This is a genomic window from Novosphingobium mangrovisedimenti, from assembly GCF_025153475.1.
Taxonomy (GTDB): domain Bacteria; phylum Pseudomonadota; class Alphaproteobacteria; order Sphingomonadales; family Sphingomonadaceae; genus Novosphingobium; species Novosphingobium mangrovi_A.
This window is the reverse complement of the sequence record NZ_JANZXA010000001.1, coordinates 25,793-49,992: the sequence shown is the minus strand read 5'-3', so window position 1 is coordinate 49,992 and position 24,200 is coordinate 25,793. Positions and strand designations below refer to the sequence as shown.

Here is a 24,200-nt window from a genome sequence, read left to right as displayed (position 1 = left end):
AGCCTGTGGCGGCGGGGCCGGCCAACTTCCCTTTTTTCGATCTCTCTCCCGAAAGCCGGCCCCGCCGCCCCGCCGCTTTCGCGGCGGGTGGTCAGGTCATTATGCCATGACGGGCTCTTCTTCCTTGAGCTTCGGCATGACCTTGTCGGCAAAGAGCTTCATCTGGTTGTAGACTTCCTCGTAGGGCATGCCGCCGAAGCTGAAGTTGGCGATGATCTCGTAGTCACCGACCATGGCCTTGCGCTGCAGGTGCTTCTCGTAGAGCTCCTCGGGCGTGCCGATCAGATTGCCGCCGATGTAGTCCTTGTAGGCATTGTGCGCGCCGCCGCGTGCTTCGGCCGCCTCGCCCATGTAGGCGTAGGTCGCGTAGCTCGGCAGTTCCTTGAAGTGCGGGCTCATGAACTCGTAGTGGTTCGCGACCTGCAGGAACTGCGCCGAGAAGTACTTGTCGGTGTACTCGGTCACCTTGTCCTTGCCATCGAAGCAGACGATGAAGTCCGAAATGATGAAGGGCGGGGCGGCCTTGCCGTGCTTGGCCTTGAAGGTGTCGCGGTAGTTGTTGATCTCGGGTAGGGCCTTCGACCAGTCGCCCTGGCTGAAGCGCAGGGCCTTGAGGCCGTAATCGGCCGCCACTTCGGCGGAGGACGGCGACATCGAGACCATCACCGCGCGCTCACGGGTCCAGCCTTCGGGGCGAGGGCGGATTTCGGTCTCGGGGATCTGGAACCACTTGGTGTCCGCCTTGACCACCCCGGTTTCAAGGCCATCCAAGATGATCAGCGCGGCTTCGTCGAAGATCTCGCGGCTGTCGGCAAGGTCACGGCCGAACGACTTGAACTCGCGGCGAGCGGCGCCGCGGCCCATGCCCAGGACTGCGCGGCCCTCGCTCAGGCTGTCTAGCATGGCCATCTTCTCGACCACGCGCAGCGGGTCGTTCCACGGCAGGATGATCGCCGCCGGCATCAGCTTGATGGTCTTGGTCTTGGCTGCGACATAGCTCAGCGCCTGCAGCGGATCGGGGCAGGCGGCATAGTCGGTGAAGTGATGCTCGACGCAGGCCGCGAAGTCGAAGCCCATGGCCTCGGCTTCCACCATCAGCTGCGTTTCGCGGCGGAAGAATTCCATGTCGCTTTCGCCGCGAAGGTTCTGGTAGCCCAAATGTACGCCTACCTGCATTGATTCCTCTCCTCTTGAAGTCGTGTTATCGGGTTGAAACGGCTTCAGGCCGCCGCTTCGGCCATTCTTTCGGGCGCTGTCACGGGCTCTTCGCCATTCAGGGTGCAGCGATGGAATTCGCGCTTGCTGTTCGCTTCGAAGGGCATGGCGCGGTGCATGGCGCCGGTGTTGTCCCACATCGCCAGGTCGCCCAGTTGCCACTTGTGCCGATAGACGTACTTGTCCTGCGTCGCATGGATCATCAGCCGCTCCAGCAGGTCGTGGCTTTCGGCCGGGTGCATGCCCTCGACGTAGGCGGCGGACGTGCTGAGCACGAGCGACTTGCGGCCCGACTTGTGCTGCCACACGAGCGGATGCGAGCGCTGGGGATAGCTGTACCAGACCGCGAATTCCTCCGGCGTGCAGTCGCGCATGACGGGAAACAGGGCGGCCTGCATCGAGTGCACGACGCGCAGCGTTTCGAGCCGGGCCTGTTCGTCCGCCGGCAGGTCCTCGAAGGCGGCATACGTGCTGGCAAACATGGTGTCGCCGCCTTGCTCGGAGAGGCGATAGGGCGTGAACAGCGTCGCGAAGGGCGGGATTTCCTCGTAGGTGCCGTCCATGTGCCAGAGGTGGTTGCCGGGCAGGAAGCGGGCGTAGTCCGGGTTCACTTTCGGATCGAGGCTGACCTTGAGGACGCCTTCCTCGCCTTCGTTCAGCGTCTTGCCGTCGGTACCGCGCTTGGACGCGCCGATGCGCAAGTCGCCAAGGGTGCGTGCGACCGTGCGCAGTTCCTCGTCGCTGAGAAACAGGCCGCGCGCCACCAGCGCACCGCGTGCGACCAGCAGGGCGCGGATGTCATCCGCGTGCTCGCCGCTCAGCAGGGCGGCCTTGTCCAGCTTGAGTTCGGACCCGATCCTCGGCGTCAGGTCCACTGAAGGTATGGTCATCATTTCCACTCCCGGGAAGGCGCTGCGGTTGTTTCGTTGCCTGGGCCGCTTCCGCCTGAATGTCACCTGTATCGTTTTAATATCACTGATTCGCGCCTCCGTCACGCGAATATATGCCTGAAGATTATTTTTTAACACCTATATAGTTTTATATAGGTTTGCGGCCGGCCCGGTGACGCGATAGGGTGATCTTTCAGGGCAATGCGGAGCAATAAGGGAACGTCGCCGTGGCCGAACAAGAGCCGACTGAAATCGAGGAACCGGCACGGAGGAGACCGGGCCGGCCCTCGCTGAGCAACGAGGAGTTGCTCGACAAGGCGCTCGATCTGTTTCTGGAGAAGGGCTTCGCCGGTACCAGCATCGATGCGATCTGTGCCGCAGCCAGCATGGCCAAGCGCACGGTCTATGCGCGCTATGGCGACAAGGAAAGCCTGTTCAAGGCCGCGCTGACCCGCGCCATCGACGACTGGATCGTGCCGATCGAGCGCCTGCGCGAGCAGGAGAGCGAGGACTTGGAAACGAGCCTGATGCGAATCGGCGAGATCCTGGTGTCCAACGTGCTCGGCCCCGCCGGCCTGCGCCTGCTGCGCCTGACCAACTCGGAATCGGTGACCATGCCGGAGATCTCGCAGGAGAACGTGCGGCGCGGCACCGAGCCCACCTTGCGTTATCTGGCTGGCCTGTTCCGGCGCCGGCTGGGTGACGAGAACGGAGAATTTCCCGAAGCCGAAGAGGCCGCGCAGGCCTTTCTCAATATCGTGGTCGGTGGCCCCGCCAGCAATGCGGCGTGGGGCATGCAGATGGAGATGGAGTCGGTGAAGCGGCACACGCGCTATTGCGTGCGGCTGTTCCTGCATGGCGTGCTCGATGAAGCGGCGATGTCGGCCAGGAACGATACCGGGCAATTGCGTCGCCTGCTGCGCGATGCCGAGGACCGTCTGGGCGAAGCCCGGGCGCGGATCGACGAGGCGGTGCGGCTGGTGCGGGACTAGCCTACCGTGTCACATGCGCCATCAGGGCATCGTCGAGCGCCTTGGGGGTAAAGGGGCGGAGCCGGTCGAAGCGACCCGCCCGCACCAGCTTGGGCCAGTCGGGTTCGGCGATCATCGAGCGGCCGATGGCGACAAGGTCGAAGTCGCCGCGATCGAAGCGCCGCATCAGTTCGTCCAACCCCGCCAGGTCGAGCCCCGAGGTCTTTCCCTCGCCGAGGTTGACGAAGAAATCGCTGTCGAGGCCGACCGAGCCGATCGTGCAGGTGGGAACGCCGGTCACTTTCCTGACCCACCCGGCCAGATTGAGGTCGCAGCCGTCGTCGAAGGCCGGCTCCCAGAAACGGCGCTGCGAGCAGTCGATGAGGTCGACCCCGGCCTCGACCGCCGGGCCGAGCAGCTCTTCCAGTTCCTGCGGGGTCTCGGCAAGCCGGGCGTTGTAATCGACCATCTTCCATTGCGAGATGCGCAGGATCAGCGGCATGCCCGGCTCGAGTTCGGCGCGGCAGGCGCGGATCACGTCCGCCACGAACTGCCCCCGGGCACGCGGCGATCCGCCGTAGCCGTCGGTGCGGTGATTGAGCGCCTTCCACAGGAACTGGTCGATCAGGTAGCCGTGGCCGCCGTGCAGTTCGATGCCGTCGAAGCCCAGTTCCACCGCCTTGTGCGCGCCGCGGGCATAGGCGGCGATGACATCGTCGATCTCGGTCTGCGTCATCCCCTCGCAGACCTTGCTTGCCGGATCGATGTAGCCTGAGGGGCTGACCTGGCCGAGTTCGGGGCGGTAGGCGAGAGGGCCGCCGGTGAGCACGTCCGGGCCGGAATAGATCAGCCCCACGTGCCACAGTTCGGGTACGCAGATGCCACCACTGGCATGGACCCTGGCCGCGACGTTGCGCCATCCGGCGAAGGCGTCCTCGCCATGGAAGCGGCCGAGCAGGGGATTGTCGCCGGACGAGGGATGGTCGATGTAGACGCCTTCGGTGATCACGAGGCTGGCACCGCCCTCGGCGCGCCGGGCGTAGTATTGCGCCGCTTCCTCGCCGGGAACGCCGCCTTCGCAGACCTGCAGGCCCATCGGCGGGAAGACGATGCGGTTGGGCAGGGTGAACTTGCCGAGCCGGAACGGCGTGAACAGTGGGCTGAAATCGGTCAAGGACGCTCTCCCTCGTGCCGCGAGGTCCCTGGCGCGCGACACAGTCAGTTCTTTTCGGTCCGGCCCTTGCTCGCCAGCCACCCGAGATCTTCGGGGCGGTCCACGTCGAAATGTATGGCGGGATTTGTACACTCGTCAAATGCCACGTCGTCGCGGGCTTTCAGGAGGCGGCCCGCGCCTTCGTCGCCGGTGAGCGTCGCGATGTCGGCAAAGGCAGCGGCCGAAAGCAGGACCGGATGTCCTGGGCGGCCGTCCCGGCGAGGCAGCGCCGCGTAGGACGAACCGATCAGCCGGGCGAGGCGCGCGGCTTCTTCGTGCGGAACGGTGGGCATGTCGCCAAGGAAGACGAAGGCGCCATCGCTCCCCGCTGCCGCGGCGATCCCGGCCTTGAGCGATTCCGACAGCGCTGTGCTTTCCAGCCGGATCACGTCCACGGGCGGTGTGCCGGTCCAGGTGCCGGTGTCGAGACCGGGGCGGGTGACAACGATCACGCGATCGACCGGTGCGGCGCGCGCGGCGCGGATCGCATGGAAAAGCAGCGGCTCGCCTTCGAGGAAAGCGCCGAGCTTGTCGCTGCCGAAGCGCGTGGCGTGGCCCGCCGCGAGCACGATCGCGGCAAGCGTCATGCCCGCTCGCGTGCCGGATTGAGCGCCTGCATGATCTCGGCGATGATCCCGGTCGCCACTTCCCACGGGGACTTGCCGAGGCCGACGATGCCCGGGGACAGGTGCAGGCGGGACAATTCGTCCTTCGTCGCCCCCAGTGCTTCCAGTGCGGCCAGCCTGCCCCGGGCACGCGATTTGGCGCCGATCATGCCCACATAGCCGGCTCCGCCGCGCAGCGCCGCGAGGCAGCCGCCAAGGTCGTGCTCGTCCTCGTGCGTGGCGCCCAGATAGGCGGTCCAGCGGTCGACGCCGAGCCGGGCGATCGCGGCGGCGGGGGCTTCGCGCAGATACTGCGATACCGCGAAGGGCGCGGGTTGCTGCGGCCCCTGCGGGCGCACGAGAATTGTCTCGAATTGCCCCAGCGCGCCGAGCTGTGCCGCCGCCAAGGCGCCGGGATCGCCGCCCGAAACGATCAGGCGACGCGGCGGATCATAGCGTCTGGCGAGGTGGACGGGATCTTCGCGAACGCCGAGCAGCGGGCCAGCCCCTTCGCTGACCGCGCGTGTCAGGCCATCGCTGTTCCAGATGCAGGAGCGGCGTTCACGGGCATGGCGCAGCAGGTCGTGCACGGCCTCTTCATCGGGTTCGATGCGCTCGACCATTACAAACAGCGCACCGCCGCAGCGCAGGCGAATGTCGATCCACGGACTGCCGTTCCCGTAGTGCAGCGTGCGCGGCTGGCCATCATCGAGGACTTGTGCGGCGTGGCTGGCGACATCGCCTTCTATGCAGTCGCCGGAGAAATACCCGGTGGCCGCGATGTCGCCGTTCGGCTCGCGCGTGAACAGCATCTGGGCACCGGGGCCACGCGGCGCACTGCCTGCCACCTTGTAGAGCGTGGCGAGCGTTGCCTGTTTTCCGGCGGCTACCGCCTCGGCAAGCGCGGGACGAATGTCGTCCACCCAACCGAAAACCGGCCAGTCGCCATTCTCGATGGCCCCGGTCATAGGGTCGCGCTCGCGTTTGACGGCCGCATCACGGGAGTCCTGACTATCCAGTCTGAAAAATGCTGCATTGCCCGTTGCAGCTATGGTGTGGGGATGCGTTTTTCAATCTTGTCGCCGATGAGCGGCGCGATGACGAGGCGGTGGAGGATCGTGGCGACATCCTGCACCTTCAGGTCGTTCTTCTCGCCCAGCCACCAGGCGAGAATGTCGAACGTGGAACCGGTGCCGTGCACGACGCCGAGGTCGGACGGCAGCCAGTCGGGCGTGGTGCGCGCCTCCTCTACCAGGGCGCGGGCCTGGTCGATGAACTCGTTGCGCACGATCGCGGCGGCGCCGCCGGTGAGCAGGGCCGACCAGAGCCGTGCGTGCTCCGCGACGTAGCGGCACAGCGCGAGCGTCGATTCATAGCTGTTGGATTCGTAGAGAATCGGCGTGGTCATCGCGAGCAGGTGGGCGATCTCGTCGGTCGCGACGTCGCTCAGCAGCGCTTCCTTGTCTGGATAGTGTCGGAAGAACGTGGCATAGCCGGTGCCTGCGCGGGCCGTGATTTCGCGAATGGTGAGCTGGTCGAACGACCGTTCCTCCAGCAGCGCAAGAAGCGCGGAATTCAATGCCTTGCGTGAACGGATTTGCCGCGCGTCGGTCGGCATGGCGCGCTTTGTTGGTGTCAGGGGGCCCTCCATCCACGTTCCGTATCATCGTGTCGCATGAGTGTCGATTCCCGGACGCGAAAACGGGGTGTTCCGGGGAGAAGGATGGAGGGTATCAGCCCTCGCCGATGCGGTCGGCGAAAAGCAGGCGCCCGCCGGACAAGTGCAGCAGCGCTTCCCCGAAATTTTCCTCGCTCATGGCAAAGCAGCCTTCGCTGCGCCCGAGCTTGCCCCATTTGTCGATCATCGCCTTATCGACATACCAGGCCCGGTGCATGACGATTGCGCGGTCGAGCGCTGCTGAATTGTCGCTGTCGAGCCCGACGAGGCGGATCGAGGTGCCGTACTTGCCCTTGTACCACTCGCAGGTGAGATAGGCCCCGCGAGACGTTGCCTCCGAACCGGGCACGTTCGAGAAGTGCTGAAGCCAGCCGCTATGCCCCGGGTCGGAGCCCTTGCCGTGGGCCAGCAGGAAGGAGCGCACCGTTCCCGCCTCGAGATTGGCGAAATGGAGCCGCGGTTTCCACGACGGCTGGGCGAAGTCCGCAACGCCGACGATATCGGCCCGCCACAGCTTCCCATTGACCCGTTGCGCCTGACTGGCGGCGACATCGAGGATGCGCCGTTCATAAGGGGTGAGCGGTGAGGCGCTGGCCCCAGTGGCGATGGTTTCGCTCGCAAGCGCGCGAACGGGAAGGCTCACGCCAATGCCTGCGGCCAATCCGCCCTTCAGAACTGTCCTGCGTTCCAGCGACCACTTCATGACGGCGAAAATACCACATGGTTCCGCGCCAGACCAGCGGCCGCCGGCCAATGGTCTCAGGCCGGGGGCGGCTGGTCGCAGGAAGGTCCTGAACCCGGGGGGTCAGGACAGTGCCATGAAATCCAACGGAATCTCAGGCAACGATCTTGAGCGGCTTGCGCTGATGCTGGCGGATCCAGTCTTCCAGCACCGGCGCGATGCGGTTGCGCCACTTGCTGCCGTTGAAGATGCCGTAGTGGCCCGCGCCTTCGGCCATGTAGTACTTCTTGCGCTCGTCGGGCAGGTTGTGGGCGAGGTGCAAGGCAGCCTTGGTCTGGCCGAGACCTGAAATGTCGTCCTTTTCGCCTTCCACCGCGAGCAGGGCGGTGTCGTGGATTCCGGCAAGGTCGATCACTTCGCCACGATGGACGAATTCGCCCTTGGGCAGCGAGTGGCGCTGGAACACGTGCTCGACCGTCTGCAGGTAGAAGTCGGCGGTCATGTCGCACACGCTGCGGTATTCGTCGTAGAACGCCTTGGTCGCCGCCGCGTTTTCATCGGCGCCTTCGACGAGGTGCATGAACATGCCGTAGTGGCTCATCATGTGGCTGCCGAGGTTCATCGCCATGAAGCCGGCGAGCTGCAGGAACCCGGGATAGACCTTGCGGCCCGCGCCCGGGTAGGTCAGCGGCACGGTGGCGACGACGTTGTTCTCGAACCACGACAGCGGCTGGTTCATGGCGACGTCGTTGACGCTGGTGGGCGCCTCGCGCGTGTCGATCGGGCCGCCCATCATGGTCAGCGTGGCCGGGCGGCACGGGTCCTCGTGCTTGCCCATCACGGCGGCTGCCGCGAAGGCCGGGACAGAGGGCTGACACACCGCCAGCACGTGCGCGCCGGGGCCGATGTGATGGAGGAAATCGATCAGGTAGTCGATGTAGTCGTCGAGATCGAAGTGGCCGGCATCGGCCGGAACCATCTTCGCGTCGGCCCAGTCGGTGATGTAGACTTCGCAGGTCTGGAGCATGCGCGCCACGGTGCCGCGCAGCAGGGTGGCGTAGTGGCCGCTCATCGGCGCGACGACCAGCAACTTCGGCGCATCGGCGGGCAGGCCGGCATGATCGAAGCGCAACAGGTTGCCGAAAGGCCGGTGGAGCACGATCGACTCGGTCACGCCGTGGACCTTGCCGCCGACATTCACTTCCTCGATGTCGAATTCGGGCTTGCCGCGCGACATGGTGGCGTGCGCGAAGACGTCGAGGGCCGAGGCCATGATCGGTCCGAAGCCGAAATACCCCATGGGAAGTTTCGGATTTGTCAGAATTTCTGCACCGACCGAAGCCCAGGCAGCGGCACCGCTGAGCATGGTGCGCTGCAGTTCATATGCATTGTAAAGCACTACGAATCTCCTGGCCGCAGGGGCGGCCGTGTGAAATCTATGGTCCTACATTTGGGCCCTGGACGCCAATTGTGCAACGCGGCATTTCCAAATTGTCCTTGCGATTGGCCCGGAGAATCGCATCAAGCGCGCTGTGCCCGCCGATTGGAGGCTTGCCCTTTTCCTCGGCGTCCGGAGGTAGTAAGGGCGCCGGCATGGACGCCCAATCAGGCTCGGCCACACCGCCCGCGAATGCAAACGATGCCAGCGAGGCTCCCGCGGCGCGCCGCAAGAGCCTTGGGCCCTTGCGCATGGTCTGGCGCGAGCTGTTCAATTATCCGGGGCGGGCGATAACGGCAGGCTGCGCGCTCGTTACCACGGCGACGTCCACGCTCGCGATTCCTTATGGTTTCAGGCAGATCATCGATCAGGGCTTTGCCGAGGGGGCGGACCCGAGCGCGATCCGTTCGTGGTTCCTCATGCTGCTTGGCGTCGTCATCGTGCTGGCAGTGGCGACGGCTATCCGCTTCTACTCGGTGTCGTGGCTGGGCGAGCGCGTCGTTGCCGATATTCGCCTTCGGGTGCAGAGCCATCTGCTCTCGCTCGCGCCCAGTTTCTTCGAGGAAAACAGCCCCAAGGAAATCGCCTCGCGCATGACCGCGGATACCGCGATCATCGAGACGGTGGTGGGGACGACCGTTTCCGTCGCGTTGCGCAATGCGATCATGGCGGTGGGCGGGGTGATCTACCTCTTCGCGCTGGCGCCGATGCTGACGGCAGGATTGATTGTGGCTATTCCCGTGGTGATCTTGCCGATCGCCGCTTTCGGGCGCCGCCTGCGCGCGGTTTCGCGCACCAGCCAAGACCGCGTTGCCGACATCGGCGCGCTGACGGCGGAAGTGCTGGGCGGGCTCAGGGTGGTCCAGGCCTTCAATCAGGAAGACCGCGAACTTCAGCGCTTTTCCGAAGCCGTCGAGCGGACCTTCGCGACGGGCAAGCGCCGCATCACCATCCGCGCGATCATGACCGCGGTGATCATGTTCCTGATCTTCGGTTCGATCACCGTGATCATGTGGCGTGGCGCGATCGGCGTTGCCGAAGGGGCCATCACCGGTGGTACCATCGCGGCTTTCGTGGTGACTGCGGGCATTGTCGCGGGCGCGTTCGGCTCGCTGACCGAAGTCTATGGCGATCTCGTGCGCGGTGCGGGCGCGGCGAGCCGGCTGGCCGAACTGCTTGGCGAACGGCCGCAGATTGCGGCACCGGCGCGCCCGCAGGCGCTGCCCCGGCCCGCACGCGGCAAGATCGCCTTCGAGCGCGTGACCTTCCGCTATCCCGCACGCCCCGAGGTCGCCGCGCTTGCCGATTTCAGCCTGACGGTCGAGCCGGGCGAGACGGTGGCGATCGTTGGCCCGTCGGGCGCGGGCAAGTCGACGCTGTTCCAGCTTGCCGAGCGTTTCTACGATCCGCAGAGCGGGGTCATCAAGGTGGACGGGGTGCCGCTTACTTCGGCCGATCCCGCGGAAGTGCGCGAGCGCATCGCGCTGGTGCCGCAGGAAGGCGTGCTCTTTGCCGCCAGCGCCCGCGACAACCTGCGCTATGGCCGCTGGCAGGCGGATGATGCCGCGATCTGGGATGCGGCGCGCGCGGCCAATGCGGAGACCTTCCTGCGCGACCTGCCCGAGGGGCTTGATACGTTCCTGGGCGAGGACGGCGCGCGCCTGTCGGGTGGCCAGCGCCAGCGCATCGCGATTGCGCGCGCATTGCTGCGCGATGCACCGATCCTGCTGCTCGACGAGGCGACCAGCGCGCTCGATGCCGAAAGCGAGCGGCTGGTGCAGGATGCGCTCGAAACGCTGATGGCGAACCGCACGACGCTGGTCATCGCCCATCGCCTTGCGACCGTGCGCAAGGCCGACCGCATCGTCGTGATGGAAAGCGGACGCATCGTCGAGCAGGGCACGCACGAAAGCCTGTCCAGCGCCGGGGGGCTCTATGCGCGGTTGGCGTCGCTACAGTTCGACGAACGGCTGATGTCGCTCGGCTAACGACATTTCCGCGCTGGCATTGCTTTGTCGGGCAATTATGTTGCGCTGTTATGACCGGCCATTCCGGGGCCGGTTGTTTGGTGTTCCCAATCACGGGGTCGTACATGCGCAAATTCCTGGGGCGTGCTCTCGCTGTTTCGTCGAGCGTTTCCGCCATTGTCTTCTCGCTTTCCGCCAATCCCGCTGCCGCCGATGACGGCGCGCTGGCTCCGTCGAGCGACTGGGGTGCCTTCGGCGTCCAGACGCAGTGGATGGATACCGGCACCAAGCCCGGCGACGATTTCGACGAATACGTCAACGGCAAGTGGCTTGCCTCGGTGGAGCTTCCCGCCGATCGCACGTCCTGGGGCTCGTTCATCGAACTGCGCGAACTGTCGGAGCAGCGCCTCCATGCGATCATGGACGGCCTGCTGGCTTCCAGCCCGGCTCCGGGCACCGACGCGGCACGCGTTGCGGCGGCCTACAAGGCCTTCATGGATACCGATGCGATCGACAAGGCCGGACTTGCCCCGGTCCGGCCCTACCTCGACAAGATTTTCGCGGCCAGGGCGCCGGTCGACATCGTTCGCCTGTTCGGCGAACCAGGTTTCGCCTCGCCGGTCGTGCTGTGGGTCGATGCCGATTCGAAGCGGAGCGATACCTATGCCCTGCACGCCAACATCGGCGGTCTCGGCCTGCCCGACCGCAACTATTACCTGAAACAGGACGAGCGTTCGAAGGACATTCGCGCCAAGTATCTGTCCTACCTCGGCTTCCTGCTGGGCAAGGCCGGCTATGCCGATCCGGACAGCGCCGCAAGGGCCGTGCTGTCGCTCGAGACCCGCATTGCCCAGGCCGACTGGGACCGCGCCGGCGCGCGCAACCCCGATCTGACCTACAACAAGCTGTCGGTCGCCGATTTCGAAGGGCTCGGCTCGCCGGGGCTGGTCAAGACGTTCCTCGACACCGTGGGCGCCGCCAAGGCGGACTACGTCATCGTTGGCGAGATGCCGCCCACGCCCGAAGAGCTGAAAGAGGCGAACATCGATGCGGCCACGGCCGAAACCCTGTTCGGCGGTGGCATGCCTGTCGTCGCCAAGTTGCTCGATACGGTGCCGGTGGCGACCTGGCAGGCCTATCTCGCGGCCCGCTTCCTGAGCGATCACGCCGCGGTCCTGCCCAGCGACATCGATACGACCTCTTTCGATTTCTACGGCAAGGGCCTGTCCGGCCAGCCCGAGCAGCGCGCCCGCTGGAAGCGCGGCATCAGCGCGGTGGAAAGCGGGGCGGGCGAACTTCTCGGAAAGATCTACGCCGAGAAATACTATCCGCCCGAGCAGAAGGCCGCGATGACCCAGCTGGTCGCCAACCTTCGCAAGGCCATGGCGGAGAACCTCAAGGACCTCAAATGGATGGGGCCCGAGACGCGCGAGGAAGCCAAGGCTAAGCTCGACGCCTTCACGCCCAAGATCGGTGCGCCCAACACGTTCAAGGAATACGAGGGGCTGACCTTCTCGCCCACCGATCCGCTCGGCAACATGATCGGTGCCGGCGCCTGGCAGACGAACTTCGACATGAACCGCATCGGCAAGACGGTCGATCGCGGCGAGTGGGGCATGCTGCCGGAAACGGTGAATGCCTATTACAACTCGACGATGAACGAGATCGTCTTCCCGGCCGCGATCCTGCAGCCGCCGTTCTTCAACCTCACGGCGGACCCGGCGGTCAATTACGGCGGTATCGGCGCCGTGATCGGGCACGAGATGAGCCATGGTTTCGACGATCAGGGTTCGAAGTCGGACGGCACCGGCAACTTGCGCAACTGGTGGACTCCGGCCGACAAGGCCGCCTTCGAGAAGCTGCAGGACAAGCTGGGCGCGCAGTACGATGCCTTCTGCCCGTTCGATGACGGCAAGACCTGCGTCAATGGCAAGCTGACCATGGGCGAGAACATCGGCGATCTTGGGGGCCTCAGCCTGGCCTATCGTGCCTACAGGCTCTCGCTGGACGGCAAGGAGGCGCCGGTGATCGGCGGCTTCACGGGCGACCAGCGCTTCTTCATGGCCTGGGCGCAAGTCTGGCGCAGCAAGGTTCGCGAGGCGCAGGCGCGCAAGTACCTCATCATCGATCCGCACTCGCCGCCGCACTACCGGATCGACGGCATCGTCCGGAACTTCGATGAATGGTACAAGGCGTTCGACGTCAAGCCGGGCGACAAGCTCTACCTGCCGCCCGCCCAACGCGTGCGGATCTGGTAATCCTGTAACGGACGCCCATACCGTCAACCCGGGCCGGCCCCGGGATGGCGGCATGGGCTTTTCTACCCTGCATTTTTCGCAGTGCAGCACGCACCGGGTTGACTTGGCTGGCATGTCGGGCATGACCTGCCGCCGATGGACCTGACCTTTACCGCGATCCTCCTCGGCATTGTCGAGGGCCTCACCGAGTTCCTGCCGGTCTCATCGACCGGGCACCTCATCCTCGCAACCGAACTGTTCGGCTACAACGCATCCCAGTGGGCGACGTTCAACATCGTCATCCAGCTGGGTGCGATCCTGGCCGTGATCGTGCAGTTCTGGCGCACGTTCTGGGCGGTCGGCACCGGGCTGCTGAAGCTCAACCCCACGTCGATCCGGTTCGTGCGCAACGTGCTGCTGGCGTTTCTGCCTTCGGCCGTGATCGGCCTTGCGCTCAAGGACTACATCGATGTGCTGCTCGGCCAGCCTTCGGTCGTGGCGTGGGCGCTGATCGTGGGCGGCATAGCCATTCTCGGGATCGAGAAAGTCGCAAAGCAGGGGCCGCTGACCGGGGTCGCCGAACTGCCGGCCCGCCAGTGCATCGGCGTGGGCATTGCACAGTGCCTGGCCATGGTCCCGGGCGTCAGCCGTTCGGGCGCGACGATCATGGGGGCGCTGGCGATGGGCGTCGAGCGGCGCACCGCGGCCGAATTCAGCTTTTTCCTGGCCGTGCCGACGATGATGGGCGCCACCACGCTGGAACTGTGGGGCGCGCGCGAACAGCTTGCCGCGGGTGTCGGCCCCGTTGGCTGGAACGAGATCGCCATCGGTTTCGTTGTGTCTTTTGTCGTGGCCCTGGTCGTCATCAAGGCGTTCATGGCCTTCGTCAGCCGCTCCGGCTTTGCGCCCTTCGCCTGGTACCGCATTGTCGCCGGTGTGCTGGCGCTGTTCCTGCTCTCGCGAGTCTGAAGCATGGGAAACGGTCTGGGACGCAAGGAATACGAGGACCTGCTCGAACCGATGCAGGAAGAGCTGGCTGGCATGGCGCGCTGGGCCAAGGAGACCGGCGCGCGCATTCTGGTGTTGTTCGAAGGCCGCGACACGGCCGGCAAGGGCGGCGCGATCCACGCTATTTCCGAGCATCTCAATACGCGCCAGTGCCGCACGGTGGCGCTTCCTGCGCCCAGCGAGCGCGAGCAGGGGCAATGGTACTTCCAGCGTTACGTGCCCCATCTTCCCGCAGCGGGGGAGATCGTGCTGTTCGACCGCTCCTGGTACAATCGGGCGGGCGTCGAGAAGGTCATGGGCTACGCGACCGAGCCGCAGGTGCAGGCCTTCCTGCGCCATACGCCGGTCTTCGAAAAGCTGCTGACCGACGATGGCATCCTGCTGTTCAAGTACTGGCTGACCTGCGACCAGGACAAGCAGGAGGAACGCCTCCACGAGCGGCTCGACGATCCGCTGAAGCGCTGGAAGCTCTCGCCGGTCGATCTGGCCGCGCGCGAGAAGTACAAGGACTACACCAAGGCGCGCGAGGCCATGCTGGAGGCAACCCATACCCGCAATGCGCCGTGGACCCTCGTCGACTTCGACGACCAGAAGCAGGGTCGTCTCACTCTGATTCGCGATCTGCTCGATCGCTTGCCGGACACGCGAATCGATCCTCCCGAACTGGAAATGGCGCCGCTCGAGGATGGACCGAAGAAAGAGAAATTCGGCGTTCTCAAGCCGATCAAGCCGTTTCCGATCCCCTGAGCGCGCGCCTTGCGCTTGACTTTGCGGCCCTGCTGACGCATGGGCCGCAGCCTTGAAGGGCGGCGCGCTGTTGCCGCCCGATGTTTTTCAACGGATATGCCGGCCTGCCAGGGCGGCTGAAACGAGAGATTACAGGAACCCGCCATGGCGAAGCCCGCAACTGTCAAGATTCGTCTGGTCTCGACCGCCGACACCGGATTTTTCTACGTCACCAAGAAGAACCCCCGGAACACGACCGAGAAGATGAGCTTCCGCAAGTACGACCCCGTCGCGCGCAAGCACGTCGAGTTCAAGGAAGCCAAGATCAAGTAAGGGTTCACGGTCGGTTCAAGGCTGTGTACCTAGACGCGCAGCCATGAAGAACATGACCAAGACCTTTCGCAACTGCGCTGGCGCGGCCGCTTTGGCCGCGCTTTGTGTTCCTGCCCTGTTGCCGTCTGCTCCGGCGATCGCCGCGCCCCCTGCCGCTTCGAAGCAGCTCGACGAGGCGGTCGCGGCGCTGCGCGGGATCTCGACGATGCGGGCCGACTTTGTCCAGACCGACCGCAAGGGCCAGAGCGTGCGCGGCACGCTGACGCTCAAGCGTCCGGGGCGCATCCGCTTCCAGTATGAGAAAAGCGCCCAGATGCTCATCGTCAGCGATGGCAAGGCGCTCACGCTGATCGATTACGCGGTCGATCAGGTTCAGCGCTGGCCGATCAAGAACAGCCCGCTGGGGGCACTGCTCGATCCCCACCGCGACGTTGCGAAGTACGGAACGGTCCTGCCGACGGGAAATCCCAATGTCGTGAGTGTCGAGGTGCGCGATACCTCGCATCCCGAATATGGCGTGATCACGCTGATCTTCACCCGCAAGGCTTCCGCTCCGGGCGGACTGGAACTGACCTACTGGGTGGCGCTCGACTCGCAGAACCAGCGGACCACCATTGCGCTGTCGAATCAGCGCTACGGCGTGCCTGTCAGCGACCGGGATTTCCGTTGGAACGACCCGCGCCGCAAGTCTCGTCTACAGAAGTGACCGGTCCATCGCAGGTTGTGCTCGGGCAGCGACAAATTGCGACAGTTTCCTGAATTCCGTTCACTTGCCAGCAAGGCAACTGATCCTAAATTGAACTTGTCAGTACGGCTTGAGGCGGGTTTCCCCCCTGTTGCCCACGCCTCCTGAACCGGCCGTACTGAACTAGCGTGACGAACGCTTACAGGAACCCTCGAGCCTCTGCCCCCGGCTCGAGGGTTTTCTGATTCTCTGGGCCTGAGGCTTCGTTCAGTGCAAGGCGCATTGCAGGGCTCATTGCGACGCTTCTCGCATGGCCCTCTGGCAATTCGTGGATGCCATGCCTAAAGCCAGCCGCATGAAGATCGCTACCTGGAACATCAATTCCGTTCGCCTGCGCATCGATCAGGTCGAGCGTTTCCTGACCGAACATGCGCCGGACGTCCTGTGCCTGCAGGAGATCAAGGTTGCCGAGCACCTCTTCCCGCACGAGATGTTCGAGCGGCTGGGGTACACGCACCGCGCGATCCACGGGCAGAAGGGCTATCACGGTGTCGCTACCGTCTCGAAAGTGCCCTTCACCGAGTACAGCCGCCACGACTGGCAGGACAACGGCGAGGCCCGCCATGTCGGCGTCGAACTGCAAGGGGCGGGCAAGGGGATGATCCTCGAGAACGTCTATATCCCCGCGGGCGGCGATGTGGCCGATCGCGAGGTCAATCCCAAGTTCGGGCAGAAGCTGGACTTCCTCGAGCGCATGACGCGGTGGGGGGAAAAGGTCGACCGCCCCACGCTGATCGTGGGGGACTTCAACATCGCCCCGCTCGATTGCGACGTCTACGATCACAAGGCTCTGATCAAGGTCGTCAGCCACACCCCGATCGAGGTGGAAACGCTGAACCGTTTCAAGGATTCGCACGATTGGGTGGATCTGGGCCGCAGGTTCATCCCGGCGCCCGAGCGCAACTATTCCTGGTGGTCCTACCGCAGCTACTGGCGGCAGAAGGACCAGGGGCGCCGGCTCGACCACATGTGGGCCTCCCCCGATCTGGCGGAAAAGGCGACGGCGCACCGCTTCGTCGAGGAAACGCGGCGGTGGGAGCAGCCCAGCGACCACGTGCCGTTGATTACGGAGTTCGACCTCTGAGCGTAGGCCTGCCTTCTCCCGGTGCACGTCGGGTCGCGCTGGCGCTCGATGCGCTGCGCCACGGCTGGCCGGTCCGTGTGGGGGAGGGCGATGTGCTGCTGCCTGCCGAGACCGGCTTCGCGCCGGGTGTCGCGGCCCCGCGCATGCTGATCTCGGCTGCTCGTGCGGTCACGCTCAAGCTGGCCAACCAGCGCGAGGCTGCCGTGCCCGAGGCGCCAGTGCTGATCCGTGCGGCCGAGCCGTTCGATCTGGAGACCGCGCGCGCCGTTGCCGATCCCGCGCTCGATCTGGCACACCCGATGAAGGGGCCCTTCGCCGCCGAGCCTATCGAGGATAGGGAGGTCGCGGGCACGGCCATGGAACTGGCGCGGCTTGCAGGCATCCTTCCGGCCTTCCTCGCCGCGCCCGCGCTCGAGGGCGACGCGCAGCAGGTTTCGCCTGCCGATCTGGCCGAGTGGAAGGACACCCGGCGCCTGCAGATCGCCTCGCGCGCGCGGCTGCCCGTCGCGGCTGCCGAAGATGCCGAGATCGTCGCCTTCCGCGCGCTCGACGACCTGCGCGAGCATGTCGCGCTCGTCATCGGCAAGCAGAATGGCGACAGGCCGCCGCTGGTGCGGCTCCATTCCGAATGCCTGACCGGAGACATCCTCGGCAGTCTGAAATGCGATTGCGGGCCGCAGCTCGATGCCGCGCTGCGTGCCATGGCCGAGGAGGCCAGGCAGGGTGGCTGGGGCGTGCTGCTCTATCTGCGACAGGAAGGGCGGGGCATCGGCCTCGTCAACAAGCTGCGCGCCTATCGGCTGCAGGACATCGGCTACGATACGGTGGACGCGAACAACCGCCTCGGCCTGCCGACCGAGGCGCGCGACTTTCCGGTGGCGGCACGCATGCTCGACCTGCTCGGCGTCCGTGCCATCCGGCTGATGACCAACAACCCGGCAAAGGTCGAGGCGCTGCAGGCAGTGGGTGTGGACGTCGTCGAGCGCGTGCCGCACCAGCTTCCGCCCAATCCGCACAATGCGCGCTATCTGGAAACCAAGCGCGACCGGACCGGGCATCTTCTCTAGAAATCAGGCGTCAGGCCTTATTTCCAGGCGAACAGAAGTCGGCCTTCGCCCAGGTTCGCGAGCACTTCGTTGATGTCCCTGGTCGGGACCGAGAAGCAGCCCAGGCTGCGTCCGACCCGTCCATGCTGCCTGGCGCCGGTCGGGCTGACGTAGGAAGCGCCGTGGATGACGATGGCACGGCTGGCGGCCTGCGAGTTTTCCGGGTCGAGGCCCTTGATCCTGCGTGAGCGGCCGTGCTTGCCGTAGTAGGTCTCGCCGATCACGAAGCTGCCCTTGCTCGACGCGTTCGACCCCGGCTGGTTCGAGAAGTGCTGCAGCCATCCGCTGTTCTGCGGGTCGGATCCCCGGCCATGCGCGACGAAGTAGCTTGCCGCTACCCGCCCACCGGGGATGTCGATCAGGTGGAAGCGTGGCTGTCCGGAGGACACGCCGAAATCGACGATGCCCATCACGTCGCGATGGATGATGGAAGAGCCGTGTGCGTCAAGAGCTGCCTTGGCGCGCCCAAGCAATGCTGGCGGTGCGCTTGCGCGAACCGAAGCGAATGCACGTGGTGCAACCAGACCTGCAGACCCCACCGCAACAGCACCGAGAAAATGGCGCCTGTTGAAATTCATGGTATGCGATCCCGAATTGTGTTTGATGAGATTATGGTGAAGATGAAGGCCGTTTTCAACGTTTCCAGTGTCGCAAGCGCGCCCTGGAGTGTTCTGTTTCTGTTGGGTGCACTGGTTTCTTGTGGTGCTACAAATACTTCCAGCACTGCGGAAGAAAGCGCGACTGTCGTTCCGCAAGTGCCTGCGGAGGGCTGGAATTCGGCCGAACTGGACGAACTTCTTCGCTGGGCGCATGCCGCGCCGGAAGATGCCTTGCCCGAGCCCGACATCGGGGAACTCGATGCCTCCATAGCGAACGGCGATCAGGCCGCGATCGACAGCGCCGCCACCGCGCTCGCGCTCGAACTTGCACACATGCACCTGCTGGGCGTTGCCACGACCGCCCAGCGTACCGGCTGGCGGATCGAGGACAGCGACGCGTCGATCGATCTGGCTTCCCGGCTGACGAAGGCCGTCGCGGATGGCGGCATCGATGCCTTTTTCACGGCGCTGCGCCCCTCGAACCCGGATTATGCCGCTCTGCGTCAGGCCTATGCCACGGAGACCGATCCGGCGCGGCGCGAGACGATTGCCCGCAACATGGAACGCTGGCGCTGGCTGCCGCAGTCGCTCGGATCGTCCTATGTCCTGGTCAATACCGCGACGTTCGAGGCCCGGCTGTGGCGCGACGGCAAGATGGTCGGAAGCTGGCCGGTGATTGTCGGCAAGCGTTCCACGCCGAGCCCGGTCTTCTCGACGACGATAACGGGCGTGGTCTTCAATCCCTGGTGGGAGATCCCGGCCAGCATCGTGCGGGAGAAGAAAGGCCGGTTCCCGGCGCGGCTGGGCTACGTGCGCACGCCGGAAGGGCGTTATCGCCAGAAGCCGGGGCCGAACAACGCGCTGGGGCAGATGAAGCTGGTGATGCCCAACCCGTTCCGTGTCTACATGCACGACACGCCCTCGAAGTCCCTGTTCGAGAAGGACGTCAGGGCCTTCAGCCACGGCTGCATCCGTGTCGGCGGCGCGCTCGACTATGCGACGACGCTGCTGGACGGGAAGGAAAGTCGCGAGCAGGTCGATGCCATCGTTGCCAGCCGCAAGACGACCACCGTCAGCCTGCCCAGGCCGGTGCCGGTCTACATCACCTATTTCACCGCAGGCCTGCTGGGCGACGGGTCCTTCGTGGTCATGCCGGACATCTACGACCGGGATGCGCGGATCGGACCGCTTGCGCAGGCTTCCGAGTCAGAGTGCAGCGCTTCGGGGTGAGGCGACGGCGCAAGGCGGCCTAGCGCTTTTCATAGCGCACCAGCCCGGGGCCGAGTGCATTCTCGCCAAGGCGCACCGCATCGCCCGACCAGTCGGCGACGAAGGCGCTGCGGCGGTCCAGCCCGGGTGCGAAACGGGCATTGTTCCCTTCCACCACGAGGCCGCCCGAGGGGTGGTTGCGGTGTTCGGCGGCGACGGCGATGAACGCGGAGTAGTTCTCCTTGTCGCGGCCCTGGACGAACCAGTTGCCGGCGATGCGACCGGTGGCGCCATCGGAAAGGTCGATCATGTAGTTGGTGGCGCGGCCGCGCGAATCGTCGAAGCTGCAATTGAGGATGGCGACGCGCGCGGCGCGGGTCTTGACGTAGTGGCCGCCGGTACCCGCCTCGAAACGGCTGCGCGTCACGGTCAGCGCGCCGTAGTTGCCGATGTAGATCGAATGCGCGCAGCCCGAACCCTCGCAAGTGCCCAGCCGCGTGAAGGTGGACTTGTCGATGGCGATCGTGCTGGCAGGGTCGTTGCCGGTGAGGATGCCCTGCTCGCTGTCGCGGAACCAGGCTTGCGCGATGGCGAGGTTGCCGTGCTCCAGACGGATGCCGGCGCCGTTCTTGTCGGGCACGCGGATGTTGGCGAAGACGAGGCCCTGCACCCGGGCGCTGCGACCGCGCAGGACCAGCGCGCCCTTGTTCTCGCAGGCAACGCCGTCGAGCACCGATCGGCCGGGAATCGCGGCTTCGTAGGTCACATCGCCTCCGGTCTGGACCGCGCAGTCGGCGAAGCGCATCGACGCGAAGCGGATCGTGCCGCGTCCATTGCCGATCGCGTCCACCGCGTCCTGCAGGCGGGCATAGCCGCGCCCGGTTTCGACGACGGTGTACGGCATGGGGCCTGAAGGGCTCCGGGCCATCGGGTGCATCGCCGGAAGGGCGGTGAAGAGGAGTGCTGCGCAGGTGAGCGCGAGTCGGTCGAAGCGGGTCATGCGCGGCACGTTAACGTGCGCGCCTCGCCAAGGCGTAAACGCGCGGCGCTGCGGTCCGAAACGCGTCAGTCTTGCGATGTGCTCAGTTGCAGCTGGCGTACGTGCTCGGCGAATTCGCTCATGCTCATGCGCTGGCGGAACACCAGCCCGTAGAACGGTTCGCGCCGCCAGCGTACCGTAGCGTCGAATTCAGGCAGGATGTCGCTCTCAAGCCGGAAGGACTGGCCAAGGGCAAGCCGTTGCGGTGCCTCGATCTTAGCCCCTTGTTGCGAGAGGTCGCAGATCGTGGCCCGGAAAGTGCTGCCGGCACAGCTCAATATCGCCGGATAGGCCAGCTCGATCCGCAGCGGACGCTTGGGGTGCGGCCCGGCTTCGGCGATGAAGCGCTCCACATCGATGGCATCGACGAAACGGAAGCCCGCTTCGCCTTCCTTTTCCCAGATCTTCGCGATTGAAAAGCGTTCGCCCGTCGCGATTTCCAACCACAGGTCCTCGACGTCCACCAGCGGGTGAAAGAGGCGCAGCTTTACGCCGCTCTCGGAAACGTCGCGGACGATGCAAAGGAATTCCCCTCTCGCCCCGACCAGCTTGGCGCTGCGCAGAAGGAGCGCGACGCGAGGCTGCGCGCGCTTGTCATCAAAGTTCTCAGCATTGTCCCAGTCAGGGCTGGGTACAAATCCCTGATGATCCATTTCGAGCGCGCCCCCTTAATTTGTATGTGTGCTCGGAACTTAGATGCCTTTGAAACCCAAAATTAACGCAACATCTCACGATGGAAATAAACCATCCCAGTGTTACCCTAATAAAATGTAAATTTTGTAATATTTTCGTCAACGACGCCTCGCGCCCGGTGGACGATCGGGGGCATGCAGCTTCCTTGTGGCATGTCCAGACCTTGGCTGTGCGCGGCGCGGGTCATGCAGGCGTCCTGCATGACGGATACTGTCACGAATTCACGACTGTTCTAGCCCGGTACTCCTGGTAGTAAGTCGCTTGCCATGAGGGGAAAAAACGTACTTGAGGATGTGCTGGCCGGTGACTGCACGATACGACCGGTCGAGGACGAAATCTGGTCGGTCCTGCCGGCGGGTACTCCTTCGCAACCTTATGACGGGCGAGCCAAGGTGTATGATTGGCTGATCGGCAATCGCGTGTACAATCGTCTGGCATGGGGCACGTCGCCTGAGGCCTATACCGCATTTGCCGGGGAAGCGGCCCGCTCGGGATCGGGGACCTTGCTCGACGCCGGTTGCGGCACGCTGGTTTCCACCGCTGCGGTGCACGCAGGCAGTCGCAGGCCCACCGTTCTGGTCGACCTGTCGACGGACATGCTCAAGGTTGCGAGAGACAGGCTGGTCAGGCTGCACGGCCGCATGCCCGATCACGTGGTGCTGTTGCAGGCGGATTTGCAGGCCCTGCCGTTTCGGGACGGCGCCTTCGGTGCCGTGCTCTCTCCGGGCATGCTCCACCTGTTCGGGGACGTGGAGGCGATCACGCGGGAACTGGCGCGGGTCGCGGTGCCGGATGCGGCAATCTTCGCCACCAGCCTTGTCGCCGAACGGTGGCTGGCAAGGCGTTATCTCGCGGCCTTGCACCGTGCCGGGGAAGTGGCCCGGCCAAGGCCCTTCGCCGAACTTGTGTCGCGGCTGAACACGCCGGATTCAGGGCTCGCGGTGCCGGTGGAAGCGCGGATCGATGGCAGCATGGCGTTCGTGACGGCGCGCAAGGCATAGCGCCTGCTCGAGGGCCGGTTGCGGCTCAGTCCCTTTTGCCCCACCACCACTTCCAGCGGCCGCGCGTGCGACTGGCGACGATAAGCAGAACAGGCCGGTCAGCAGCATGAGCACCGCCAACGCGGCGATCCTGTCCACGCCGTGTCCGTTCTTCACGAGCACGCCGATCTCCTGTCGCTCGTCCCAGACGTGTCGAAGGACGATGCGCGGGAGTCTGGCCCCTGATCCGGCTTGGGCCGGGCCGCCCCGGAGTCAAATGGACTTGAAACCGGAGCGATTCGGTCTTAAAAGGATCCTCGCGGGCCGGGCCCCTCTGGCGCGGCGCATTTTCTGGACGGGATTCCTGTCAGGACGTGCGCGGCGTGATGTCGGACCGCATCGGGTGAGACCGATGCAGGATCCGGAAGGAAGCCGTCCGAGGATCCCCCCAAAGCTCCGGCTTTTCCGGGCCTTTGCATCGGCTCTCCCGATCGAACCCAATACGTTCGATAGGGAAGTTGAAAATGACAGAACGCATGTTCCGACTGCTTGAGCGCCATCAGAAGCTCGATCTCTTGCTTGCAAGGGCGAGGGCACGGCGCTTTGCCGATCCGGCCGAAATTGCCGGACTCAGGAAACGGAAGACACGACTCAGGAACAGGCTGGCGCGGCTGTTCGCCCCCCCGACCGCCTGCGCGGCAAGCCTGTAACCTACGCGCCGGCGCGCAGTCCCCTATCGCGCGCCGGCGCACCCTTCCGTTTCTTCAATCCGGAAAACAGCACTCATGGAATTCCTGTTCGCCGACTGGCTGGGTACGCCGGTCTGGTTCTGGCTGGCCTTCGTGGCCGTCGTCCTCGTTCTCACCGCCTTCGACCTCGGCGTCCTGCACAAGGACGACCGGGAAATGGGCATTGCCGAATCGCTGAAGCTTTCGGTCTTCTATATAGCCGTCGCCATGCTCTTCGGCGGCTGGGTATGGTGGGCCAAGGGCAGCGGGCCCGGCATCGAATACTTCACCGGCTATTTCATCGAGAAGGCGCTTTCGATCGACAACGTCTTCGTGATCTCGATGATCTTCGGCTTCTTCGCGATTGCACCCAAATACCAGTACCGCGCGCTCCTGTGGGGCATTCTGGCGGTGATCGTGCTGCGCGGGATCATGATCGCGGGCGGTGCGGCGCTGGTCGCGCAGGCCGAATGGATCATGTACGTGTTCGCGGCCTTCCTGATCTTCACCGGCGTGAAGATGCTGGCCGCCGGCGACCACGAGCCCGACATCGGCAAGAATCCGGTGATCCGCTGGATTTCCCGCCACATGCGCGTGACGAAGGTCCATCACGACCAGCACTTCTTCGTGAAGGAGAAAGATGCCTCCGGGCGGCTGGTCTGGGCGGCGACGCCATTGTTCCTGGCGCTGGTAGTGATCAACCTTGCCGACATCGTCTTCGCCGTGGACTCGGTGCCGGCGATCTTCTCGATCACGCGGGACACCTTCATCGTCTATACGTCGAACATCATGGCGATCCTGGGGCTGCGCGCGCTCTATTTCGCGCTGGCGGCGATGGTCTACCGGTTCCACTATCTCAAGTATGCGCTGGCGCTGGTTCTGGTGTTCATCGGCGGCAAGATCCTGATCGCGGACTTCGCATTGGGTGGCGCCAAGTTCCCGCCGCTCATCAGCCTCGGCGTTACCCTGGTGCTGATTGCGGGCGGCGTCGGCTGGTCCTTGTGGAAGACGCGCGGAGAACGGCCGGCCGAAGTCTAGGCCGGCCCGTGCCGGG

At 64.9% G+C, this 24,200-nt stretch carries 24 protein-coding genes; 13 read left to right on the top strand and 11 right to left on the bottom strand.

The genetic code is table 11. The features are described 5' to 3' along the window. Positions 1–99 precede the first annotated feature (99 nt). Together NZK81_RS00250 and NZK81_RS00245 are read right to left on the bottom strand one after the other, a co-directional pair. Complete coding sequence (locus tag NZK81_RS00250; protein ID WP_260043008.1) at positions 100–1,176, bottom strand: LLM class flavin-dependent oxidoreductase; 1,077 nt, start codon at positions 1,174–1,176, stop codon at positions 100–102. A 44-nt stretch (positions 1,177–1,220) separates the two neighbouring features. Then, the gene (locus NZK81_RS00245) at positions 1,221–2,105 is read right to left on the bottom strand and encodes a TauD/TfdA dioxygenase family protein (protein ID WP_260043007.1); all 885 of its coding nucleotides are present in this window, start codon (positions 2,103–2,105) and stop codon (positions 1,221–1,223) included. 227 nt (positions 2,106–2,332) lie between these two features. On the opposite strand from NZK81_RS00245, the gene NZK81_RS00240 reads away from it, so the two are divergent. Continuing rightward, complete coding sequence (locus tag NZK81_RS00240) at positions 2,333–3,097, top strand: TetR/AcrR family transcriptional regulator (protein ID WP_260043006.1); 765 nt, start codon at positions 2,333–2,335, stop codon at positions 3,095–3,097. 1 nt (position 3,098) lies between these two features. Here NZK81_RS00240 and NZK81_RS00235 read toward each other — a convergent pair whose 3' ends face one another. The 6 genes from NZK81_RS00235 to NZK81_RS00210 form a co-directional block, all read right to left on the bottom strand. Continuing rightward, complete coding sequence (locus NZK81_RS00235) at positions 3,099–4,250, bottom strand: NADH:flavin oxidoreductase (protein WP_260043005.1); 1,152 nt, start codon at positions 4,248–4,250, stop codon at positions 3,099–3,101. 44 nt (positions 4,251–4,294) lie between these two features. After that, positions 4,295–4,876 carry a nucleotidyltransferase family protein gene (locus NZK81_RS00230; RefSeq protein WP_260043004.1) on the bottom strand — a complete coding sequence of 194 codons (582 nt, stop codon included), beginning with the start codon at positions 4,874–4,876 and terminating at the stop codon, positions 4,295–4,297. Continuing rightward, positions 4,873–5,862, bottom strand: coding sequence for an XdhC family protein (locus tag NZK81_RS00225; RefSeq protein WP_260043003.1), 990 nt, complete (start codon positions 5,860–5,862; stop codon positions 4,873–4,875). Before NZK81_RS00225 ends, NZK81_RS00230 begins: the two co-directional genes overlap by 4 nt. A gap of 80 nt (positions 5,863–5,942) precedes the next feature. Then, the gene (locus NZK81_RS00220) at positions 5,943–6,545 is read right to left on the bottom strand and encodes a TetR/AcrR family transcriptional regulator (RefSeq protein WP_260043002.1); all 603 of its coding nucleotides are present in this window, start codon (positions 6,543–6,545) and stop codon (positions 5,943–5,945) included. An 82-nt stretch (positions 6,546–6,627) separates the two neighbouring features. Beyond that, the gene (locus NZK81_RS00215) at positions 6,628–7,215 is read right to left on the bottom strand and encodes a murein L,D-transpeptidase catalytic domain family protein (RefSeq protein ID WP_260043000.1); all 588 of its coding nucleotides are present in this window, start codon (positions 7,213–7,215) and stop codon (positions 6,628–6,630) included. A 193-nt stretch (positions 7,216–7,408) separates the two neighbouring features. Beyond that, complete coding sequence (locus NZK81_RS00210; RefSeq protein WP_260042998.1) at positions 7,409–8,653, bottom strand: polyhydroxyalkanoate depolymerase; 1,245 nt, start codon at positions 8,651–8,653, stop codon at positions 7,409–7,411. Positions 8,654–8,847: 194 nt separating this feature from the next. Between NZK81_RS00210 and NZK81_RS00205 the strand changes: the two genes are divergently transcribed. The 8 genes from NZK81_RS00205 to ribA all read left to right on the top strand — a co-directional run bounded on the left by NZK81_RS00205 (position 8,848) and on the right by ribA (position 17,859). Continuing rightward, on the top strand, positions 8,848–10,680 hold the full coding sequence (locus NZK81_RS00205) for an ABC transporter transmembrane domain-containing protein (protein ID WP_260042996.1): 1,833 nt from the start codon (positions 8,848–8,850) through the stop codon (positions 10,678–10,680). A gap of 104 nt (positions 10,681–10,784) precedes the next feature. After that, positions 10,785–12,917 carry a M13 family metallopeptidase gene (locus tag NZK81_RS00200; protein WP_260042995.1) on the top strand — a complete coding sequence of 711 codons (2,133 nt, stop codon included), beginning with the start codon at positions 10,785–10,787 and terminating at the stop codon, positions 12,915–12,917. A 135-nt stretch (positions 12,918–13,052) separates the two neighbouring features. After that, positions 13,053–13,865: an undecaprenyl-diphosphate phosphatase gene (locus NZK81_RS00195; RefSeq protein ID WP_260042994.1), complete on the top strand. Its 813-nt coding sequence runs from the start codon at positions 13,053–13,055 to the stop codon at positions 13,863–13,865. Positions 13,866–13,868: 3 nt separating this feature from the next. Continuing rightward, the gene (ppk2, locus tag NZK81_RS00190; protein WP_260042993.1) at positions 13,869–14,651 is read left to right on the top strand and encodes a polyphosphate kinase 2; all 783 of its coding nucleotides are present in this window, start codon (positions 13,869–13,871) and stop codon (positions 14,649–14,651) included. 144 nt (positions 14,652–14,795) lie between these two features. Then, positions 14,796–14,963, top strand: a complete 168-nt coding sequence (rpmG, locus tag NZK81_RS00185; protein ID WP_013832249.1) for a 50S ribosomal protein L33 — start codon at positions 14,796–14,798, stop codon at positions 14,961–14,963. Positions 14,964–15,006: 43 nt separating this feature from the next. Then, positions 15,007–15,669: a LolA family protein gene (locus NZK81_RS00180; protein ID WP_260042989.1), complete on the top strand. Its 663-nt coding sequence runs from the start codon at positions 15,007–15,009 to the stop codon at positions 15,667–15,669. A 334-nt stretch (positions 15,670–16,003) separates the two neighbouring features. After that, positions 16,004–16,792 carry an exodeoxyribonuclease III gene (xth, locus tag NZK81_RS00175; RefSeq protein WP_260042988.1) on the top strand — a complete coding sequence of 263 codons (789 nt, stop codon included), beginning with the start codon at positions 16,004–16,006 and terminating at the stop codon, positions 16,790–16,792. Next, positions 16,741–17,859 carry a GTP cyclohydrolase II gene (gene ribA, locus NZK81_RS00170; protein WP_260042987.1) on the top strand — a complete coding sequence of 373 codons (1,119 nt, stop codon included), beginning with the start codon at positions 16,741–16,743 and terminating at the stop codon, positions 17,857–17,859. Before xth ends, ribA begins: the two co-directional genes overlap by 52 nt. 17 nt (positions 17,860–17,876) lie before the next feature. Here ribA and NZK81_RS00165 read toward each other — a convergent pair whose 3' ends face one another. Then, positions 17,877–18,371: a murein L,D-transpeptidase catalytic domain family protein gene (locus NZK81_RS00165; protein WP_311202063.1), complete on the bottom strand. Its 495-nt coding sequence runs from the start codon at positions 18,369–18,371 to the stop codon at positions 17,877–17,879. A gap of 147 nt (positions 18,372–18,518) precedes the next feature. On the opposite strand from NZK81_RS00165, the gene NZK81_RS00160 reads away from it, so the two are divergent. Beyond that, positions 18,519–19,727, top strand: coding sequence for a L,D-transpeptidase family protein (locus NZK81_RS00160; protein WP_260042984.1), 1,209 nt, complete (start codon positions 18,519–18,521; stop codon positions 19,725–19,727). A 19-nt stretch (positions 19,728–19,746) separates the two neighbouring features. Here the strand turns inward: NZK81_RS00160 and NZK81_RS00155 are convergent, their stop codons facing one another. Beyond that, positions 19,747–20,706 carry a right-handed parallel beta-helix repeat-containing protein gene (locus tag NZK81_RS00155; protein WP_260043902.1) on the bottom strand — a complete coding sequence of 320 codons (960 nt, stop codon included), beginning with the start codon at positions 20,704–20,706 and terminating at the stop codon, positions 19,747–19,749. 65 nt (positions 20,707–20,771) lie between these two features. Continuing rightward, a complete protein-coding gene (locus NZK81_RS00150; RefSeq protein WP_260042983.1) occupies positions 20,772–21,398 on the bottom strand; it encodes a PilZ domain-containing protein in 627 nt (208 codons plus the stop codon). Positions 21,399–21,830: 432 nt separating this feature from the next. Between NZK81_RS00150 and NZK81_RS00145 the strand changes: the two genes are divergently transcribed. The 3 genes from NZK81_RS00145 to NZK81_RS00135 all read left to right on the top strand — a co-directional run bounded on the left by NZK81_RS00145 (position 21,831) and on the right by NZK81_RS00135 (position 24,184). Continuing rightward, complete coding sequence (locus tag NZK81_RS00145; protein WP_260042981.1) at positions 21,831–22,439, top strand: class I SAM-dependent methyltransferase; 609 nt, start codon at positions 21,831–21,833, stop codon at positions 22,437–22,439. 503 nt (positions 22,440–22,942) lie between these two features. Further along, positions 22,943–23,128 carry a DUF465 domain-containing protein gene (locus tag NZK81_RS21665; RefSeq protein ID WP_328517070.1) on the top strand — a complete coding sequence of 62 codons (186 nt, stop codon included), beginning with the start codon at positions 22,943–22,945 and terminating at the stop codon, positions 23,126–23,128. A gap of 75 nt (positions 23,129–23,203) precedes the next feature. Next, positions 23,204–24,184 (top strand): TerC family protein, encoded by a 981-nt coding sequence (locus NZK81_RS00135; RefSeq protein ID WP_260042980.1) that lies wholly within the window; start codon positions 23,204–23,206, stop codon positions 24,182–24,184. The last annotated feature ends 16 nt before the right edge of the window (positions 24,185–24,200 follow it).